Here is a 19,741-nt window from a genome sequence, read left to right as displayed (position 1 = left end):
GAAAAAGAGAATATTTTGTCTCAATCTGTCGAGAGAACAGCTAATGATGTGCAGAGTGAAGGGACGTATCAGATGAATGCGCAGGAGGGCGGATGGTTTCCTTATCCTCCTTCCCGGCCTGCACGGTTGATTCCGCCAATTGCACTGGCCTATATCGGTGATGCGGTATATGAGGTTGCGGTGAGGCAGTATCTGTTATCCAAAGCGAACATGCGTCCTAACCATCTGCACCGCAGTGCAACAAAGCTGGTATCTGCCAAGGCTCAAAGCCGCATACTGACAAGTATAGAGGCCGCATTGACGGAAGAGGAGCTGGACGTGGTGCGGCAGGGGCGCAATGCTAAGTCGGGCAGTGTTCCCAAAAATGCGGATGTGCTGGAGTACAGACACGCTACGGCGTTTGAATGTCTGATCGGTTATTTATACAGCAGCAGTCAGCATCATCGAATGATTGAGCTGATTGGGCTGGGGATTGAGCAGGCAGAACAGGCATCTGCATCAACGTCCAAATAGCTGCGGTGACTATTTTATATAACAAGCAATACAGAGAGGAACGAACAAGGATGGAAGAAGAATGGATTGCCGGTAAACACTCCGTAACGGAGGCGCTGCGTTCTGGCCGGACCATTAATAAAATATGGATTGCCGACACGGCGCAGAAACATCTGACGCAACCGATCATTGCGGAGGCCAAAAAACAAGGGATCGTCATTCAGCACGTGGACAAGCGTAAGCTGGATCAAACCGTTCCCGGTATTCAGCATCAAGGTGTTGTTGCCCAGGCAGCTCCGTATGCTTATGCTGAGGTTGAAGATATTTTGCAAGCAGCCAGATCCAAAAATGAACAACCGTTTATCCTTTTGCTGGATGAAATTGAAGACCCTCATAATCTGGGCTCCATCCTGCGTACGGCAGACTGCACTGGAGCTCACGGTGTCATTGTACCCAAGCGGCGTTCAGCTTCGGTAACGGCAACGGTATCCAAAACATCTGCAGGCGCAGCAGAGTATGTACCCGTTGCTCGGGTAAGCAATCTGGCGCAAACGATTGATCGTCTCAAAGAAGAGGGCGTATGGGTCGTGGGGACGGATGTTACTGCACGCGAGGCTGTCTTTGGCAACGGTGTATTTACAGGTCCTGTGGCCCTTGTTATTGGCAACGAAAACAAAGGCATGGGGCGCCTCATTCGTGAGAAATGTGACGTGTTGGTCAAACTGCCGATGCAAGGTCAGATTAATTCCCTGAACGCTTCCGTGGCAGCGGGGGTTGTCATGTATGAAGTGCTCCGTTCCCGCCAAGCGCAGGAATAGATGATATGGCTGATTCCCGTGATGTGCTTCTTGTAGACGGGTACAACATGATTGGCGACTGGCCGGAATTATCCAAATTGGCTGAAAGCGGGCTGGAAGAGGCGCGAAACAGACTGCTCTTTCGGCTTGCAGACTACCAGGCTTTTTCCGGCAGGCGTGTCATCGTTGTGTTTGACGCCTACCTTGTGCCAGGACTCGGTAAATCCTTTACACAGAGCAAAGTTCAAGTTCATTTTACAAAGGAAAAAGAGACGGCAGACGAATGCATTGAGAGACTCGTTCGGGAACTAAGCATGCGAAGACGCCAAATCTATGTAGCTACTAGCGATATGGTAGAACAACATGTTATTTTCGGCCAGGGAGCGCTGCGTGTATCTGCGAGAGAACTGCTGATTGAAGTGGAGCAGAATGAAAAGGAGCTTCAGCAGCGGCTTGCGGAGGATCAGGCGAGATCAACTCGCAATACAATCGGGGGGAAATTAAGCCCTGAAATTTTGAAGCAGTTTGAGCGCTGGAGACGAGGCTGACAGCGGATTTCTTACAAATTTTACAATATTGAAACTATTGACAATTATGTTATACCTGTTCTTTTTTAGGGATGGCGTGGTTGACGGTGGCAGGTACGATCATATATACTGTTCGTATATTTCATAGAGTAGAGTAACGGGGTACCTTGCGTTGCAGCCGGAGGGATTGTCTGTGAGTGTCGACCTCAAAGATATCATGTTATCAAAGTATGATTACCAAAGTGACGAAGACATTGTCGAAGCGGTCCGTGAAGGCGAGAGCGAAGCGCTGGAGTTTTTGATCAACAAGTATCGCAACTTTGTACGCGCCAAGGCAAGATCTTATTTTTTGATCGGAGCTGACCGGGAAGATATTATTCAAGAAGGAATGATTGGCCTTTATAAATCCATCCGTGATTTCAAAGGGGACAAGCTTGCTTCTTTCAAGGCGTTTGCCGAATTGTGCATTACAAGACAGATTATTACGGCGATCAAGACAGCCACACGACAGAAGCATATTCCGCTGAATTCTTACGTATCTCTGGACAAGCCCATTTATGATGAAGAGTCTGATCGTACGTTACTCGATGTGATTTGTGGAACACAGGTCAGTGATCCGGAAGAATTAATTATTAACCAGGAGGAGTTCGTTGGCCTGGAAGATAAAATGTCCGAGATTTTGAGTGACCTGGAACGTAAAGTGCTGATGTTGTATCTGGACGGAAGATCCTATCAGGAGATAGCAGTTGATCTGGATCGTCATGTGAAGTCCATTGATAATGCATTGCAGCGTGTGAAGCGCAAACTTGAAAAGTACCTGGAAGTTCGAGATAATTGAACAGAGGTTGTTGTCGTTGACGGAAAAGGCTCGGTGTTTGAGTCTTTTTTTATTGTCTGGAGTTTATATTGTTAAGGATTGATAAATACTAGTAATCGCTCGGTTCATGCCGGAGAATTGAAAAAATCAGAGATGAGAGACACGGTACGTGTAGTGCGGAATTAATACCCAATGATGAAAGGTTATTCTTTCATTGACATGCTTATACCCTTGTGATAAAGTGTTTTAGGTAGGCCTATTTTACGGCTTTTTTTTCAGGATCAATTTAGAGACTCTGCTCAGTGCGGAAGTCTTCGGGAGGTGTACATCATGCGGGTAATTATTACTTTGGCTTGTACAAACTGCAAACAAAGAAATTACACTACGACAAAAAACAAGCGTAATCACCCCGACCGCATGGAGATGAAGAAATTTTGCAAGTTTTGTAACGAGCAGACTTCTCATCGCGAAACCAGATAGTTTGTGGGAGGTGTAGTCGGCGTGAAACGTAGTTTCAAATCTCTGATTTCCTTTTTCTCTGAAAGCTGGGCTGAACTTAAAAAGGTTCGCTGGCCTAATCGTAAAGAGCTGACGAACTACACGTTAATCGTACTTGGTACTGTTGTGGTTATGACGCTGTTTTTTTGGGTCGTAGATATCGGCATCTCCGCTGTGATCGAAGCGATTATTTAAGAAGGGTCCCAGGTGGCTTGATATGGAAAAAAGATGGTACGTCGTTCATACCTACTCAGGGTATGAGAATAAGGTCAAAGCCAATTTGGAAAAACGCGTAGAGTCCATGGGCATGGAAGACAAGATTTTCCGCGTTCTTGTTCCGATGGAAGAAGAAGTGGTAAACAAAGACGGTAAGAAAAAGACCGTTATGCGTAAAGTTTACCCCGGATATGTCTTGGTCGAAATGGTTCAGACGGATGACTCTTGGTATGTTGTTCGCAATACGCCAGGTGTTACCGGATTTGTCGGCTCGACAGGTTCCGGCTCCAAACCAACAGCCTTGTTGCCAGAAGAAGTGGAACAAATTCTGAAGCACATGGGTATGGTTGAGCCTAAGCCTAAAATTGAATTCGATATTAAGGAATCCGTACGCATTAAAGTCGGTCCTTTTGCGAATTTTGTGGGCTCCGTGGAAGAGATTTTGGTAGACAAAAGCAAGCTGAAAGTACACGTCAACATGTTTGGACGGGAAACACCGCTTGAGTTGGAATATACGCAAGTGGAGAAGATATAGTTTCTTCAAGTTTCTTGTGGGAGGGCTGTGAGGCCCGTTAACCACTATTTTGCAAGGAGGTGTCAATCATGGCAAAAAAGGTAATCAAAATGGTAAAACTGCAGATTCCAGCAGGTAAAGCAAATCCAGCACCACCAGTAGGTCCGGCATTGGGTCAAGCGGGTGTCAACATCATGGCATTCTGTAAAGAATTCAACGCTCGTACAGCTGATCAAGCGGGATTGATCATTCCAGTTGAAATCTCTGTATTCGAGGACCGTTCCTTTACATTCATCACTAAAACTCCACCTGCAGCAGTTCTGTTGAAAGTGGCAGCGAAAGTTGAAAAAGGATCCGGCGAACCGAACAAGAAAAAAGTTGCTACCGTTAAACGTGATGCGGTACGTCAAATCGCGGAAACAAAAATGCCTGACCTGAATGCTGCTGACGTTGAGTCTGCAATGCGTATGGTCGAAGGTACTGCCCGCAGCATGGGTATCACCATCGAAGACTAATTTTCACACGAAACATGGCTTCGTAAAGCCGGCCGATTCGCGGCCGGTCAATGTGGGAGGTATATCCGCTAAAACCACAAAGGAGGAATAAAACATGGCTAAACACGGTAAAAAATACCTGGAAGCTGCCAAGCTGATCGACAGCGAAGCAACTTACGAGCCTTCAGAAGCGGTTGAGCTTGTGAAAAAGGCAGCTACTGCAAAGTTCGATGAGACTATCGAAGCAGCAGTTCGTTTGGGCGTAGACCCTCGTAAGCAAGACCAGGCAGTACGTGGTGTTGTTGTCCTGCCACATGGTACAGGTAAAACACAGCGCGTATTGGTATTTGCAAAAGGTGACAAAGCGAAAGAAGCGGAAGCGGCTGGCGCGGACTATGTTGGTGATGCAGACATGATCAACAAAATCCAACAAGGCTGGTTCGAATTCGACGTCTGCGTAGCGACACCGGATATGATGAGTGAAGTAGGTAAATTGGGCCGTCTGCTCGGCGGTAAAGGCCTGATGCCTAACCCTAAAGCCGGAACGGTAACTTTCGATGTAACTAAGGCTGTTCAAGAAATCAAAGCCGGTAAAATCGAATATCGTCTGGATCGTGCAGGTCAAATTCATGCACCGATTGGTAAAGCTTCTTTCTCTTCCGAGCAACTGAATGAGAACCTCAAAGCTCTCATGGACGCTCTGAACCGTGCTAAACCGGCGGCAGCAAAAGGTGTTTATCTGAAGAACGTAAGTCTTTCTTCTACGATGGGCCCTGGCGCACGCGTGAACGCAGCAGCTTTTAGATAATATCTCTTGACAAGGTTCTCCTTGTTCTGGTATGATATAAAAGTTGTGAGTCCGAGTGACTGACCGTTGACATTTGAATATGCTTGCCGTAGACAGTAGGTGCCATATGGCTTAATTTCCTACCGAGGTGTGATTATACAACTTGAAACGATGCAAATCGGTTGCGAGTATATATCAAGCCTTCGTGATTCTACGGAGGCTTTTCTTAATGGGATAAATTTGATCAGGAGGTGTACAGATTGGCAAACGCAAAAGTGATTCAAGCAAAACAAGAGTCCGTTGATGCAGTAACAGCAAAATTGCGCGAAAGCGCGACAACAGTTGTTGTTGACTACCGCGGATTGAACGTTGCCCAAGCTACTGAACTGCGCAAGCAGCTTCGTGAAGCTGGTGTAGAATTCCAAGTGCTGAAAAACACATTGCTTCGCCGTGCGACTGCTGCAGCAGAATTGACAGAACTCGATAGCGTTCTGACAGGCCCTACTGCAATTGCATTCAGCGGAGAAGATGCTGTAGCTCCAGCCAAAATTCTGAACGACTTCGCGAAAAAGAACGATGCACTGAAATTGAAAGGTGCTGTCGTAGAAGGTCGCGTAATTGGAGTAGAAGAAGTTAAAGCGTTGGCAGAACTGCCATCCCGCGAAGGTCTCCTCTCCATGCTCCTCAGCGTGCTTCAAGCCCCTATGCGCAACTTCGCGCTTGCGGTTAAAGCCGTTGCAGAAAAAGAAGAGCAAGGCGCGTAAGCTACTTGATCTGAATACTGCGTAGCAGTAATGAAATACAAAAAATAAAATTATATATGGAGGTTCAATCATGAGTAAAGAGCAAATCTTGGAAGCAATCAAAGGCATGACTGTACTGGAACTGAACGATCTTGTTAAAGCAATCGAAGAAGAATTCGGCGTAACTGCTGCAGCTCCAGTAGCTGTTGTAGGTGGCGGCGCAGCTGCAGCTGAAGCTGAGCAATCCGAATTCGACGTAATCCTGGCTAACGCTGGTGCTTCCAAAATCAACGTTATCAAAGCAGTTCGTGAAATCACTGGTCTTGGCTTGAAAGAAGCAAAAGAACTGGTTGACAACGCTCCAAAACCACTGAAAGAAAAAGTGGCTAAAGAAGAAGCAGACGCAATCAAAGCTAAGCTTGAAGAAGCTGGCGCTACAATCGAAGTTAAATAATTTAGCTTATCCAAGCTGAATGAACAAAACAACAAACCCCTTGACTTATATCAAGGGGTTTGTTGCTGTAAATGTAACTATGGAAAGTGAGTGAGGGCATGTCCAATCATTATTATTCGGACAAACCGCAAGCAGCACATGATCGCAAGGCCGCGGAAGCGGTGCTTCGTGGATTCAGTCTGCGACTGGTGACGGATGCTGGTGTTTTTTCCAAGAACGGAATCGACTATGGTAGCAGAGTGTTGATTGATGCGATGGAACTGCCGTCAGGCGCTCAGGTTCTCGATGTGGGATGTGGTTATGGGCCGATCGGGCTTACAGCAGCAAAACTTGTACCGGATGGACATGTCACCATGATCGATATCAACGAGAGAGCGGTTGAGCTTTCCAGGGAAAATGCTAAAGGCAATGGCGTTGCTAATGTTACGGTTATGCAAAGCAATCTACTAACTGAAGTGAAGCAGCGGGATTTCGATGTGATTCTGACTAATCCGCCTATACGAGCAGGCAAAGAAACGGTTCACACGATCTTTGAGCAGGCGTATGAGCATTTGAAGGTTGGCGGGGCGTTATGGATTGTCATTCAAAAGAAACAAGGTGCACCTTCTGCGAAAGCAAAGCTGGAATCGTTGTTCTCGCGAGTGGAAGAAGTGACAAAGGATAAAGGCTATCGGATCTTCAAAGCGGTAAAGGAAGAGTAGTGAAATCTATCAGAGGCTCTTTTGGATTTGTAAAGTAAGCAGGGGATCATTTTTTTTGCAATAGGACTATTGACTTGAAATTCAAGCCGTGGTATAGTTGTAAAATGTCAGTATTAAGATGCCCTACTTGGCTTTAGCTAACTAAAAATGTCAACCTTTTTTACGCCGAACCGGGCTTATTATGCCTATGTTTGGCGTATAATATGTACATTTTGGGCAAACTGGGGATATGAATGATTTGGAAAGACATCCGCCGATCAAAGTTGCTCTTTTATCGAACGACATTTCGAATAAGGGCTTTTCTTTATTTGCGGGTGCATTGCTTTGCTCTGTATGTGTACCATTATAAGGTTACAAACAGAGGTTCGCAACGAAATTTTTAAAGTGAGTAGACATTGAGGGGTGAGTTTAAGTTGGCAGGACATCTTGTTCAATATGGTCGACGCACTCGGCGCAGTTATGCACGAATTAACGAGATACTCGAAGTTCCGAACCTGATTGAAATCCAACAAAAATCGTACGACTGGTTTTTGGAGGAAGGGTTGCGCGAAATGTTCCAGGATATCTCGCCGATTCAGGATTTCACAGGCAACTTGATTTTGGAATTTATCGATTACAGTCTCGGAGAACCGAAGTATACAGTAGATGACGCGAAAGAGCGTGACGTTACTTATGCAGCACCGCTTCGGGTCAAAGTCCGGCTCATTAATAAGGAAACCGGAGAAGTCAAAGAGCAGGAAGTATTCATGGGAGATTTCCCGCTGATGACCAGCACCGGCACATTCATTATTAATGGTGCGGAACGGGTTATTGTCAGCCAGTTGGTTCGCTCTCCTAGCGTTTACTTCAGTACAAAAGTAGATAAGAACGCCAAAAAAACGTATACCGCTACAGTAATTCCTAACCGCGGCGCTTGGCTGGAGCTGGAGATGGATGCGAAGGACGTTGTTTATGTCCGGATCGACCGTACACGTAAAATTCCGGTTACGGTTCTCCTGCGTTCCCTTGGTTTTGGTACAGACGCTGAGATTCTGGATTTGCTCGGTAATGACGAATATATCCGTAACACGCTGGACAAAGACAACACGGACTCCACGGAGAAAGCACTCATTGAAATCTATGAGCGTCTTCGTCCGGGTGAGCCGCCAACGCTGGATAACGCGAAGAGCTTGCTCGTTGCACGTTTCTTTGATCCAAAACGTTATGACCTCGCAAACGTAGGTCGTTACAAAATCAACAAAAAGCTGCACATCAAAAACCGTTTGTTTAATCAGCGTCTCGCTGAGTCACTCATCGACGCTGAAACGGGTGAAATCATTGCAGAAGCAGGTCAAATGGTTGACCGTCGTTTGCTCGACGAAATCATGCCTTACCTGGAGAAAAGCGTTGGTTTCCGCACATATCATGTAGGTAACGGCGTTTTGGATGCCAATGATATCCCGATGCAAACGATTGATGTATTTTCACCAATTGAAGATGGTAAAGTGGTTAAGCTGATTGCCAATGGTGACATTGACAAGTCCGTAAAAAACATTACGCCAGCCGACATCATCTCCTCCATCAGTTACTTCCTGAACTTGCTGCATGGCATCGGTAGCACGGATGATATCGATCACTTGGGTAACCGTCGTCTGCGTTCCGTGGGTGAGCTTCTGCAGAACCAGTTCCGTATTGGTTTGTCTCGTATGGAGCGTGTGGTTCGTGAAAGAATGTCCATCCAGGATGCAAACGTCATTACACCACAGGCTTTGATCAACATTCGTCCAGTCATCGCGTCCATTAAAGAGTTCTTCGGAAGCTCCCAATTGTCACAGTTTATGGATCAAACCAACCCGTTGGGTGAGTTGACGCATAAACGTCGTCTGTCCGCACTCGGACCGGGCGGTTTGACACGTGAGCGTGCCGGCATGGAAGTCCGTGACGTCCATCCATCCCACTATGGCCGGATGTGTCCGATCGAGACACCGGAGGGACCAAACATCGGTTTGATCAACTCCCTGTCGACTTTTGCACGCGTGAACGAATATGGCTTTATCGAAGCTCCTTATCGTTGGGTTGATCCGAAAACCGGTGTCGTAACCGAGCAGATCGATTACCTGACAGCAGATGAAGAGGACAACTACGTTATCGCTCAGGCGAATGCGAAGCTGAATGAAGATAACACCTTTGCTGAAGATGCGATCATTGTACGTTACAACAAACAGTCGGATAACATCCTTACGATGCCGAGTGATCGAGTGGACTACATGGACGTATCGCCTAAACAGGTTGTATCTGTCGCTACAGCGCTTATTCCGTTCCTTGAGAACGATGACTCCAACCGTGCCCTCATGGGATCAAACATGCAACGGCAGGCGGTTCCGCTCTTGATTCCTAAAGCTCCGCTTGTAGGAACAGGTATGGAACACAAAGCCGCGAAAGACTCCGGTGTATGTATTGTTGCCGATTATGACGGAATTATTGAACGTTCTTCCGCGAACGAGATCTGGCTCCGTCGTGTAGAAGAGGTAGACGGTCAGGAAGTCAAAGGCGATATCGTTAAATATAAATTACACAAATTTATGCGTTCGAACCAAGGAACATGCATCAACCAACGTCCAATCGTGAAAAGAGGCGCTGTTGTCAAAGCTGGCGACATCCTTGCTGACGGTCCTTCGACGGAAATGGGCGAGCTTGCACTTGGACGTAACGTTGTAGTTGCCTTCATGACTTGGGAAGGTTACAACTATGAGGATGCGATCCTGCTCAGCGAAAAACTCGTTAAAGAAGATGTATACACATCTATCCATATCGAGGAATATGAGTCGGAAGCTCGGGATACCAAGCTCGGACCTGAAGAGATCACACGCGATATCCCTAACGTTGGGGAAGAAGCGCTGCGTAATCTGGATGAGCGCGGTATTATCCGCATCGGTGCTGAAATTGCAGCTGGCGACATTCTCGTTGGTAAAGTTACACCGAAAGGGGTAACTGAGCTGACTGCAGAAGAACGTCTCTTGCACGCTATCTTCGGTGAGAAAGCACGTGAAGTTCGTGATACTTCCCTGCGTGTGCCTCACGGTACAGATGGTATCGTCGTCGATGTGAAAGTCTTTACCCGTGAAAACGGAGATGAACTGCCACCAGGTGTGAACCAGCTCGTTCGTGTTTATATTGCCCAAAAACGGAAAATCTCCGAGGGTGATAAAATGGCGGGACGTCACGGTAACAAAGGGGTCGTGGCCCGCATCTTGCCGGAAGAAGATATGCCTTTCCTGCCAGACGGCACACCAGTTCAAATCGTTCTTAACCCGCTGGGCGTACCTTCTCGTATGAACATCGGTCAAGTACTCGAAGTTCACTTGGGTATGGCCGCAATGCAGCTTGGTATCCACGTAGCAACACCTGTATTCGACGGAGCGAAGGAGTATGACGTCTTCGATACGATGGAAGAAGCAGGTATGCAGCGTAATGGTAAAACTGTGCTGTATGACGGACGTACTGGTGAAGAGTTTGAACGTGAAGTTACTGTAGGTGTCATGCACATGATCAAACTGGCACACATGGTTGACGATAAAATCCATGCCCGTTCCACAGGTCCTTACTCACTTGTTACGCAACAGCCGCTGGGTGGTAAAGCCCAATTCGGTGGACAGCGTTTCGGGGAGATGGAGGTATGGGCGCTTGAGGCATACGGTGCCGCTTATACTCTGCAAGAAATCTTGACCGTTAAATCCGATGACGTTGTTGGTCGGGTGAAAACGTACGAGTCCATCGTCAAAGGGGAGAACGTCCCGGAGCCAGGTGTTCCTGAATCGTTCAAAGTATTGATTAAAGAGCTGCAAAGCTTGGGTATGGACGTTAAGATTTTGAGTGAAGATGAGCAAGAGATTGAAATGAAAGAAATGGACGATGAAGATGACGCTGCGAGCGATAAGCTCAGCCTCAACCTTGAGGGTGCAGAGGTCGGAGCTGAATAATTGCTTCGGGCGCATGATGACCGGCGTTTTTCATCAGGCTCACGTCTTGCTCCGGCTTCGGCCGGAGCGGGCGTAACCTAGAATACAGGAATTGGTTAAGGAGGGTTGCTCCTTGTTGGACGTCAACAATTTCGAATACATGAAGATCGGGCTTGCTTCCCCAGAGAAAATTCGTTCTTGGTCCCGCGGAGAAGTGAAAAAACCGGAAACGATCAACTATCGTACGTTGAAACCGGAAAAAGAAGGGCTGTTCTGCGAAAAGATTTTTGGCCCTACAAAAGACTGGGAATGTCATTGCGGTAAATACAAACGCGTTCGTTATAAAGGCGTTGTCTGTGACCGCTGTGGCGTTGAAGTAACACGTGCGAAAGTCCGTCGTGAACGGATGGGCCATATTGAGCTTGCTGCTCCGGTATCGCATATCTGGTACTTCAAAGGTATTCCGAGCCGTATGGGTCTCGCTTTGGATATGTCTCCGAGATCTCTCGAAGAGATTATTTATTTTGCATCTTATGTTGTAACTGATCCAGGAGAAACTCCACTGGAGAAAAAACAGCTGCTGTCCGAAAAAGAATACCGCAGCTACCGTGAAAAATACGGTTATGGCTTCCAAGCTGGCATGGGTGCAGAAGCAGTTAAAAAATTGCTTCAAGACCTTGACGTGGAGAAAGAGCTTGAATTCCTGAAAGAAGAGCTCCGTACTGCACAAGGACAACGCCGCAACCGTGCAATCAAACGTCTGGAAGTGATTGAAGCTTTCCGTAACTCTGGCAATAACCCGGAGTGGATGATCATGGATGTACTTCCTGTCATTCCGCCGGAGCTTCGTCCGATGGTACAGCTGGATGGTGGACGTTTCGCTACGTCTGACTTGAATGATCTGTATCGCCGTGTAATTAACCGGAACAACCGTCTGAAACGTCTGCTTGACCTGGGCGCGCCAGATATTATCGTGCAAAATGAAAAACGGATGCTGCAAGAAGCGGTTGACGCTTTGATTGATAACGGTCGTCGTGGACGTCCTGTTACAGGTCCGGGTAACCGTCCTTTGAAATCTCTCAGCCACATGCTGAAAGGTAAACAAGGTCGTTTCCGTCAAAACTTGCTCGGTAAACGTGTTGACTACTCCGGTCGTTCCGTTATCGTTGTCGGACCTTACCTGAAAATGTATCAGTGTGGTCTGCCAAAAGATATGGCACTTGAGCTGTTCAAGCCTTTTGTTATGAAAGAGCTTGTGAATAAAGGGCTTGCCCACAATATCAAGAGCGCGAAACGTAAAGTTGAGCGTGTAAGTCCTGAAGTATGGGATGTTCTTGAAGAAGTCATCAAGGAGCATCCGGTTCTTCTGAACCGTGCCCCTACGCTTCACCGTCTCGGGATCCAGGCGTTCGAACCGATCCTGGTTGAAGGTAAAGCGATTCGTCTTCACCCGCTCGTATGTACGGCGTACAATGCCGACTTTGACGGTGACCAAATGGCCGTGCACGTTCCGTTGTCTGCTGAAGCTCAAGCGGAAGCACGTATCCTGATGCTGGCATCAGGCAACATTTTGAACCCGAAAGACGGTAAACCGGTTGTAACTCCTTCTCAGGATATGGTTCTTGGTTCTTACTATCTGACCATGGACAACAAGGAAGAGAAGGGTACAGGTATGGTTCTGCGTACGGTCAATGAGGCTGTATCTGCATACCAACGGGGTACTGCTGGACTGCATGCACGTGTAGCTATTCCGGTTAAGGCACTTGGTAAAACAAGTTTCACCGAAGAGCAGCAAAAAGGCATGCTGTTAACAACAGTGGGTAAAATTATCTTTAACGAAATTTTCCCTGCAAGCTTCCCTTATATCAATGACGCGACTCGTGCAAACCTGTATCAAGGTACTGCTGATCACTTCTTTGTATATGAAAAAGGGGCTGACCTGAGAGAAGCAATCATGAATGCTCCTCAAGCAGGCGGTGTCGGCAAAGAATATCTGGGTTCCATCATCGCACGCTGCTTTGAAATTTATCACACAACCGAAACAGCGGTTATTCTCGATAAAATCAAACAGCTTGGGTTCACATACTCTACACGAGCAGGTATTACTGTAGCCGTGGCTGACGTTGTCGTTCCAGATGAGAAAACAGAGATTCTGAAACAGTCCGAGGAGAAAGCACAAATCGTTACGAATCAGTACCGTCGTGGTCTGATTACGAATGAAGAGCGCTATGACCGCATCATTGATATCTGGTCAAAATCCAAAGATGACATCACGGACATCCTGATGAAATCCATGGATCGTTACAACTCGATTATGATGATGGTTGACTCCAAAGCCCGGGGTAACAAATCACAAATCACTCAATTGGGCGGTATGCGTGGTCTGATGGCCAACCCGTCTGGTCGAATTATCGAACTCCCAATCAAATCGAACTTCCGTGAAGGTCTGACAGTACTCGAGTACTTTATTTCCACTCACGGTGCGCGTAAAGGTCTTGCAGATACAGCCCTGCGTACAGCCGACTCAGGTTACCTGACTCGTCGTCTCGTAGACGTTGCCCAAGACGTAATCGTGCGTGAGGACGATTGTGGTACAGATAAAGGCTTCACCGTTAGCCGTATCCAGGATGGTAAAGAGGTTATTGAGGATCTCTATGACCGTATTGAAGGCAGATATTGCTTCGAGACTGTTCGTCATCCGGAAACAAAAGAAATTATCGCTGGCCGCAATGAACTGATCGATTCTGACAAAGCAGAAGCGATTATCAAAGCTGGCGTAACCAAATTGCAAATTCGCTCCGTTCTCAGCTGCCGTGCAAGCCATGGTGTCTGCAAGAAGTGTTATGGTCGCAACCTTGCGACAGGTAAACACGTGGAGATTGGTGAAGCAGTTGGTATCATTGCAGCACAATCCATTGGTGAGCCGGGAACACAGCTGACGATGCGTACGTTCCATACCGGTGGTGTAGCCGGAGACGATATCACGCAAGGTTTGCCGCGTATCCAGGAGCTCTTTGAGGCTCGTAATCCTAAGGGTCAAGCGACAATCAGTGAGATTGATGGTGTGGTTAAAGAAATTCGCGAAGCGAAAGACCGTCGTGAAATCGAAATTCAAGGTGAAGCAGAATCCAAAGTGTACTCCGTTACTTACGGTTCCCGTGTACGCGTAAGCGAAGGCATGGAAATTGAAGCGGGTGACGAGTTGACAGACGGTTCTATCGATCCAAAAGAAATGCTGCGCATCAAAGGCGTACGCGGCGTACAGAACTACATTTTGCAGGAAGTACAGCGCGTATACCGTAACCAGGGTGTAGAAATCAATGATAAACACGTTGAAGTTATGATTCGTCAGATGCTGCGTAAAATCCGTATCGTGGATGCGGGAGATACAACGCTGCTGCCAGGATCATTTGTTGATACGTATGAGTACGAAAGAGCGAACAAAATTGCGATTCTTAGTGATAAAGAGCCAGCGGTTGCCAAACCAATCCTGCTCGGTATTACAAAAGCATCCCTTGAAACAGACTCCTTCCTCTCTGCGGCATCGTTCCAAGAAACGACACGTGTATTGACAGATGCAGCGATCAAAGGTAAGGTAGACCAATTGCTGGGTCTGAAGGAAAATGTTATCATTGGTAAATTGATTCCTGCAGGTACGGGTATGAACCGTTATCGCAGTATCAAGTTTGCTGAGCCGGAGGATGGCCAATCTTCGGTAGAAGAACTGGAACCAGTTTCGGTAGACTAACATCAACTCTTTTGATCTGAAATGATTAAGGATGTGTATGTCTGGGCGCTTCGCTAGTGTCAAACTGGTGGAGTAACCCTGGCATACACAAACTTTTTAAAATCTTTTAGGATTAGCATTGACAATGCTTGCGCTAGATGCTAATATATCAAAGGTGCGTGGGCAGCTGATTGTAAATGGTCCTATTCGGAGGAATGTATGATGTCTAATGAAAAAGGCTTGCAAGATGCTCATGTCAAGATTGGTACCAAACAGACCATGCGGACGGTGCAGACAGGAATGGCTTCTGAAGTCTATGTCGCAGAAGATAGTGATCCGCAGCTCACTTCCAAAATCATTGCCTTGTGTGAACAGCACAATGTAAAGTACACGAAAGTGGACACAATGAAAAATCTCGGCAAAGCTTGCGGGATTGGAGTGGGGGCAGCAATGGCTGCTGTCGTAAAATGATAGGGTAAGGAACGTTTTTGTCCGAGAACATTTAATGGATTCTCCAAGGCAAAAACTTTTCATTTGTCTTTTTATGAACCGCCTGGGTCTGTGGGCTTAGCGTATAAGGTTTATAAAGAAACATGAATAATTGAGGAAGGGGGTGGCAATCACATGCCAACTATTAACCAACTGGTTCGTAAAGGACGTCAAGCAAAAGTTGAAAAGTCTAAATCACCAGCTTTGCAAAAAGGGTTCAACGCTTTGAAACGTGAATCCACTAACATCAGTGCCCCACAAAAACGTGGTGTCTGCACTCGTGTAGGTACAATGACGCCTCGTAAACCGAACTCTGCACTTCGTAAATATGCCCGTGTTCGTTTGACGAACCGTCTCGAGGTTACTGCTTATATCCCGGGAATCGGACATAACCTTCAAGAGCACAGTGTGGTATTGATCCGTGGAGGTAAAGTAAAAGACCTTGCAGGGGTTCGTTATCACATCGTTCGTGGAGCACTCGATACTGCAGGTGTTAACAACCGTATGCAAGCTCGTTCTAAATACGGCGCGAAACGTCCAAAAGCTAAAAAAGCCTAAATCACTATAAGCAGGTAGCCTGATAGCCTTCTGGCTTAGGTCTGGAAGGTACAGGGTCTGCTGAACAAGAAAGAAAGGGGGATATCCATGCCACGCAAAGGTCCAGTTACGAAAAGAGACGTGTTGCCAGATCCGGTATACAACTCCAAGTTGGTTACTCGTTTGATCAACCGCATCATGCTCGACGGAAAACGCGGTGTTGCTCAAAGCATTCTGTATAATGCGTTCAAGTTGATTCAAGAACGTACGGGTAATGACCCGATGGAAGTATTTGAAGCAGCAATCAAGAATATCATGCCAGTCCTGGAAGTTAAAGCTCGCCGTGTCGGCGGTGCCAACTACCAAGTACCAATCGAGGTAAAACCAGAGAGACGTACTTCTTTGGGATTACGTTGGCTCGTGAACTACTCCCGCAACCGCGGTGAGAAAACAATGGAAGAGCGTTTGGCGGCTGAGATCATCGACGCTTCCAACAACACAGGCGCTTCCGTTAAGAAACGCGAAGATACACACAAAATGGCTGAAGCGAACAAAGCGTTTGCTCACTACCGTTGGTAGGATTCAGTTCACAATAAAAAACTTCAATTTTGAAGGGAGACCCATTTCATGGCTAGAGAGTTCTCCTTGAAAAATACACGTAATATCGGGATCATGGCTCATATTGATGCGGGTAAAACCACGACAACTGAGCGGATCTTGTTTTACACAGGACGTACGCACAAAATCGGTGAAGTTCACGAAGGCGCTGCGACAATGGACTGGATGGAACAGGAACAGGAGCGCGGGATTACAATCACTTCCGCTGCGACTACCGCTGCTTGGAAAGGTCACCGCGTAAATATCATTGATACCCCGGGACACGTTGACTTCACTGTTGAAGTTGAACGTTCCCTTCGTGTATTGGACGGAGCAGTAGGTGTATTCAGTGCGAAAGAAGGCGTTGAGCCTCAGTCTGAAACTGTATGGAGACAGGCTGACAAGTACGGCGTACCTCGTATCGCATATGTAAACAAAATGGATATCATCGGTGCTGACTTCCTGAACGTTGTATCCGACATGCGTGATCGCCTTCAAGCGAACGCTGTTGCGATTCAGCTTCCAATCGGCGCTGAAAATGATTTCAAAGGTATCATTGATATCGTTGCTCAAAAGGCTCATATGTACAAAGATGACCTGGGACAAGATATCGAAGTTACCGAAATTCCTGCGGAATTTGCAGATCAAGTTGAAGAACTCCGCAATGAATTGATTGAGCGTGTTGCAGAACTCGACGAAGATTTGACTATGAAATACCTGGAAGGCGAAGAGATCACTGAAGATGAGATCAAAGCGGCTCTCCGTAAAGGTGTAGTAGAAGTTAAAATCTTCCCGGTTATCTGTGGTTCCTCATACCGCAACAAAGGTGTTCAACTGATGTTGGACGCTGTAATCGACTACTTGCCAGCTCCTATTGACGTTCCAGCGATCAAGGGTATCCTTGAAGATGGAACTGAGGCAGTTCGTAAGTCTTCCGATGAAGAGCCATTCTCTGCATTGGCCTTCAAAATCATGACTGACCCTTACGTTGGTAAATTGACATTCTTCCGCGTATACTCCGGTGTACTTCAATCCGGTTCTTATGTATTGAATGCAACTAAAAACAAACGTGAGCGTATCGGTCGTATCCTTCAAATGCACGCAAACAGCCGTCAAGAGATCACTGAAGTTTACTCCGGTGATATCGCAGCAGCTGTTGGTTTGAAAGATACAGGTACAGGTGATACACTATGTGATGAGAAACACCCGGTTATCCTGGAATCGATGAACTTCCCTGATCCGGTAATCGAAATCGCTGTTGAACCTAAAACCAAAGCTGACCAAGATAAAATGGGTGTGGCTCTCGGTAAGTTGACAGAAGAGGATCCAACTCTTCGCGCTCATACTGACGAAGAAACAGGCCAAACAATCTTGGCAGGTATGGGTGAGCTTCACCTTGATATCATCATCGACCGTATGCGTCGTGAGTTCAAGGTAGAAACTACTGTGGGTAAACCACAAGTAGCTTACCGTGAAACATTCCGTAACCCAGCGCGCGTTGAAGGTAAATTCGTACGTCAATCCGGTGGTCGTGGTCAATACGGTCACGTATGGGTTGAATTCGAACCTCTCGAGCCGGGCACAGGCAGTCAGTTCGATAGCAAGATTGTCGGTGGTTCCGTACCAAGAGAATACATTCAGCCTGCACTGTCAGGAATTGAAGAGCAAATGAAAAACGGTGTACTTGCGGGCTTCCCGCTGGTAGACGTTAAGGCTACAATCGTAGACGGATCTTACCATGATGTCGATTCCAACGAGATGGCATTTAAAATTGCCGGTTCGATGGCGCTCAAAGCAGCAAAAGACAAATGTGGTCCGGTTCTGCTTGAGCCGATCATGAAAGTAGAAGTAACAGTTCCGGAAGAGTACATGGGCGACGTTATGGGTATGTTGAACTCCCGTCGTGGCCGCATCGAAGGTATGGATTCCCGTAGTGGAGCTCAAATCATCCGTGCTAAAGTACCTTTGTCTGAAATGTTCGGTTACTCTACAACTCTTCGCTCCGGTACTCAAGGCCGCGGCGTGTTCTCCATGGAACTCTCCCACTATGAAGAAGTTCCTAAGAGCATCGCTGAAGAGATCGTTGCCAAAACAAAAGGCACCGAGTAGTTTTCTCACACTGAATGCTTGTGCTTGAAACCTGGTTTGAAGCACCGCATTCAGTGAAAACATAAAATTATAAATTCTAAGGAGGCCACGTTCAAATGGCAAAGGCTAAATACGAACGTACTAAACCACACGTTAACATTGGTACTATTGGTCACGTCGACCATGGTAAAACAACTCTGACTGCTGCAATCACAACTGTATTGTCCAAAACTTACGGTGGTGCTGCTGTAGCATTCGACCAAATCGACAAAGCTCCAGAAGAGCGCGAGCGCGGTATCACAATCTCCACAGCACACGTTGAGTACGAAACTGACACTCGTCACTACGCTCACGTAGACTGCCCAGGTCACGCCGACTATGTTAAAAACATGATCACTGGCGCGGCACAAATGGACGGAGCAATCCTGGTTGTATCCGCAGCTGACGGCCCAATGCCACAAACTCGTGAGCACATCCTGCTCTCCCGTCAAGTAGGCGTACCATACATCGTTGTTTTCTTGAACAAATGTGATATGGTTGAAGACGAAGAGTTGTTGGAATTGGTTGAGATGGAAGTTCGCGACCTTCTGAACGAATACGAATTCCCAGGTGATGACACTCCAATCACTCGTGGTTCCGCTCGTGAAGCTCTGCAAAACCCTGATGGTGAGTGGGCTCAAAAAATCGTTGAGATGTTCAAAGAAATCGACACTTACATCCCACTGCCTGAGCGTCAAACTGACAAGCCTTTCTTGATGCCTGTCGAGGACGTATTCTCCATCACTGGTCGTGGTACCGTTGCTACAGGTCGTGTAGAGCGTGGTACTGTTAAAGTCGGCGAAGAGGTTGAGATCGTTGGTATCGTAGAAGAAACTAAAAAATCCGTAGTTACGGGCGTTGAGATGTTCCGTAAATTGTTGGATTCCGCACAAGCGGGTGACAACATCGGTGCGTTGCTGCGTGGTGTTGATCGTACTCAAATCGAGCGTGGTCAAGTACTTGCTAAACCGGCATCTGTTAAACCACACACAGAATTCACTGCACAAATCTACGTTTTGACTAAAGAAGAGGGTGGCCGTCACAAGCCTTTCTTCACTGGATACCGTCCACAGTTCTACTTCCGTACAACTGACGTAACTGGTATCATCAACTTGCCAGAAGGTACTGAAATGGTAATGCCTGGTGACAACATCACGGTTACTGTTCAACTGATCTCTCCAATCGCGATCGAAGAAGGAACTAAGTTCTCTATTCGTGAAGGTGGACGTACAGTTGGTGCGGGTTCCGTAGCAACAATCCAAAAATAATTTGGCTGTAGCCAATTA

General features: G+C 46.9%; 19 protein-coding genes and 1 other annotated feature. All 19 genes read left to right on the top strand.

Translation table 11 applies throughout. The features are described 5' to 3' along the window. Positions 1-72 precede the first annotated feature (72 nt). Entirely contained in the window at positions 73-513 is a 441-nt protein-coding gene (locus tag ACQSGY_RS28175; RefSeq protein WP_111271044.1) for a Mini-ribonuclease 3, read from the top strand. Between the two features lie 50 nt (positions 514-563). Further along, on the top strand, positions 564-1,310 hold the full coding sequence (gene rlmB, locus ACQSGY_RS28170) for a 23S rRNA (guanosine(2251)-2'-O)-methyltransferase RlmB (protein ID WP_111271014.1): 747 nt from the start codon (positions 564-566) through the stop codon (positions 1,308-1,310). A gap of 5 nt (positions 1,311-1,315) precedes the next feature. Next, a complete protein-coding gene (locus ACQSGY_RS28165) occupies positions 1,316-1,837 on the top strand; it encodes an NYN domain-containing protein (RefSeq protein WP_145406606.1) in 522 nt (173 codons plus the stop codon). A 172-nt stretch (positions 1,838-2,009) separates the two neighbouring features. Then, the gene (gene sigH / locus ACQSGY_RS28160; protein ID WP_024633601.1) at positions 2,010-2,654 is read left to right on the top strand and encodes an RNA polymerase sporulation sigma factor SigH; all 645 of its coding nucleotides are present in this window, start codon (positions 2,010-2,012) and stop codon (positions 2,652-2,654) included. A 309-nt stretch (positions 2,655-2,963) separates the two neighbouring features. Then, positions 2,964-3,113 carry a 50S ribosomal protein L33 gene (rpmG, locus tag ACQSGY_RS28155; protein WP_072735843.1) on the top strand — a complete coding sequence of 50 codons (150 nt, stop codon included), beginning with the start codon at positions 2,964-2,966 and terminating at the stop codon, positions 3,111-3,113. Positions 3,114-3,134: 21 nt separating this feature from the next. Next, positions 3,135-3,326 (top strand): preprotein translocase subunit SecE, encoded by a 192-nt coding sequence (gene secE, locus ACQSGY_RS28150; protein WP_024633600.1) that lies wholly within the window; start codon positions 3,135-3,137, stop codon positions 3,324-3,326. 22 nt (positions 3,327-3,348) lie between these two features. Then, the gene (nusG, locus tag ACQSGY_RS28145) at positions 3,349-3,882 is read left to right on the top strand and encodes a transcription termination/antitermination protein NusG (protein WP_024633599.1); all 534 of its coding nucleotides are present in this window, start codon (positions 3,349-3,351) and stop codon (positions 3,880-3,882) included. A gap of 68 nt (positions 3,883-3,950) precedes the next feature. Then, positions 3,951-4,376, top strand: a complete 426-nt coding sequence (gene rplK, locus ACQSGY_RS28140) for a 50S ribosomal protein L11 (protein ID WP_017692062.1) — start codon at positions 3,951-3,953, stop codon at positions 4,374-4,376. A gap of 94 nt (positions 4,377-4,470) precedes the next feature. After that, complete coding sequence (gene rplA / locus ACQSGY_RS28135) at positions 4,471-5,163, top strand: 50S ribosomal protein L1 (protein ID WP_090924686.1); 693 nt, start codon at positions 4,471-4,473, stop codon at positions 5,161-5,163. Between the two features lie 68 nt (positions 5,164-5,231). After that, positions 5,232-5,379: a sequence feature (ribosomal protein L10 leader region), on the top strand. A 23-nt stretch (positions 5,380-5,402) separates the two neighbouring features. Next, positions 5,403-5,906 carry a 50S ribosomal protein L10 gene (rplJ, locus tag ACQSGY_RS28130; protein WP_110899271.1) on the top strand — a complete coding sequence of 168 codons (504 nt, stop codon included), beginning with the start codon at positions 5,403-5,405 and terminating at the stop codon, positions 5,904-5,906. A 70-nt stretch (positions 5,907-5,976) separates the two neighbouring features. Further along, on the top strand, positions 5,977-6,339 hold the full coding sequence (gene rplL / locus ACQSGY_RS28125) for a 50S ribosomal protein L7/L12 (protein WP_216520685.1): 363 nt from the start codon (positions 5,977-5,979) through the stop codon (positions 6,337-6,339). Between the two features lie 98 nt (positions 6,340-6,437). Further along, positions 6,438-7,040: a class I SAM-dependent methyltransferase gene (locus ACQSGY_RS28120; RefSeq protein WP_216520696.1), complete on the top strand. Its 603-nt coding sequence runs from the start codon at positions 6,438-6,440 to the stop codon at positions 7,038-7,040. A gap of 413 nt (positions 7,041-7,453) precedes the next feature. Then, positions 7,454-10,999, top strand: a complete 3,546-nt coding sequence (rpoB, locus tag ACQSGY_RS28115) for a DNA-directed RNA polymerase subunit beta (protein ID WP_111271019.1) — start codon at positions 7,454-7,456, stop codon at positions 10,997-10,999. 112 nt (positions 11,000-11,111) lie between these two features. Next, the gene (gene rpoC, locus ACQSGY_RS28110) at positions 11,112-14,726 is read left to right on the top strand and encodes a DNA-directed RNA polymerase subunit beta' (protein WP_111271020.1); all 3,615 of its coding nucleotides are present in this window, start codon (positions 11,112-11,114) and stop codon (positions 14,724-14,726) included. Between the two features lie 201 nt (positions 14,727-14,927). After that, on the top strand, positions 14,928-15,176 hold the full coding sequence (locus ACQSGY_RS28105; RefSeq protein ID WP_090924680.1) for a ribosomal L7Ae/L30e/S12e/Gadd45 family protein: 249 nt from the start codon (positions 14,928-14,930) through the stop codon (positions 15,174-15,176). A gap of 153 nt (positions 15,177-15,329) precedes the next feature. Beyond that, positions 15,330-15,752: a 30S ribosomal protein S12 gene (gene rpsL / locus ACQSGY_RS28100; RefSeq protein WP_017692070.1), complete on the top strand. Its 423-nt coding sequence runs from the start codon at positions 15,330-15,332 to the stop codon at positions 15,750-15,752. 87 nt (positions 15,753-15,839) lie between these two features. Continuing rightward, a complete protein-coding gene (gene rpsG, locus ACQSGY_RS28095) occupies positions 15,840-16,310 on the top strand; it encodes a 30S ribosomal protein S7 (RefSeq protein ID WP_007432586.1) in 471 nt (156 codons plus the stop codon). A gap of 48 nt (positions 16,311-16,358) precedes the next feature. Beyond that, on the top strand, positions 16,359-18,437 hold the full coding sequence (gene fusA / locus ACQSGY_RS28090) for an elongation factor G (RefSeq protein ID WP_427181852.1): 2,079 nt from the start codon (positions 16,359-16,361) through the stop codon (positions 18,435-18,437). Between the two features lie 95 nt (positions 18,438-18,532). Beyond that, positions 18,533-19,723, top strand: coding sequence for an elongation factor Tu (tuf, locus tag ACQSGY_RS28085; RefSeq protein ID WP_184190221.1), 1,191 nt, complete (start codon positions 18,533-18,535; stop codon positions 19,721-19,723). Positions 19,724-19,741 lie beyond the last annotated feature (18 nt).

This window comes from Paenibacillus sp. TC-CSREp1, assembly GCF_050171015.1.
In the GTDB taxonomy this organism is placed as follows: Bacteria; Bacillota; Bacilli; order Paenibacillales; family Paenibacillaceae; genus Paenibacillus; species Paenibacillus silvae.
The sequence above is the reverse complement of the archived record's forward strand: the minus strand, read 5'-3'. Positions and strand labels throughout refer to the sequence as shown.

Bases quoted from the DNA above. Each gene is read 5' to 3' on its own strand.
- ACQSGY_RS28175 (WP_111271044.1), top strand. From the start codon at position 73: ATGAATGCGCAGGAGGGCGGATGGTTTCCTTATCCTCCTTCCCGGCCT.
- rlmB (WP_111271014.1), top strand. From the start codon at position 564: ATGGAAGAAGAATGGATTGCCGGTAAACACTCCGTAACGGAGGCGCTG.
- ACQSGY_RS28165 (WP_145406606.1), top strand. From the start codon at position 1,316: ATGGCTGATTCCCGTGATGTGCTTCTTGTAGACGGGTACAACATGATT.
- rpmG (WP_072735843.1), top strand. From the start codon at position 2,964: ATGCGGGTAATTATTACTTTGGCTTGTACAAACTGCAAACAAAGAAAT.
- nusG (WP_024633599.1), top strand. From the start codon at position 3,349: ATGGAAAAAAGATGGTACGTCGTTCATACCTACTCAGGGTATGAGAAT.
- rplK (WP_017692062.1), top strand. From the start codon at position 3,951: ATGGCAAAAAAGGTAATCAAAATGGTAAAACTGCAGATTCCAGCAGGT.
- rplA (WP_090924686.1), top strand. From the start codon at position 4,471: ATGGCTAAACACGGTAAAAAATACCTGGAAGCTGCCAAGCTGATCGAC.
- rplL (WP_216520685.1), top strand. From the start codon at position 5,977: ATGAGTAAAGAGCAAATCTTGGAAGCAATCAAAGGCATGACTGTACTG.
- ACQSGY_RS28120 (WP_216520696.1), top strand. From the start codon at position 6,438: ATGTCCAATCATTATTATTCGGACAAACCGCAAGCAGCACATGATCGC.
- ACQSGY_RS28105 (WP_090924680.1), top strand. From the start codon at position 14,928: ATGTCTAATGAAAAAGGCTTGCAAGATGCTCATGTCAAGATTGGTACC.
- rpsL (WP_017692070.1), top strand. From the start codon at position 15,330: ATGCCAACTATTAACCAACTGGTTCGTAAAGGACGTCAAGCAAAAGTT.
- rpsG (WP_007432586.1), top strand. From the start codon at position 15,840: ATGCCACGCAAAGGTCCAGTTACGAAAAGAGACGTGTTGCCAGATCCG.
- fusA (WP_427181852.1), top strand. From the start codon at position 16,359: ATGGCTAGAGAGTTCTCCTTGAAAAATACACGTAATATCGGGATCATG.
- tuf (WP_184190221.1), top strand. From the start codon at position 18,533: ATGGCAAAGGCTAAATACGAACGTACTAAACCACACGTTAACATTGGT.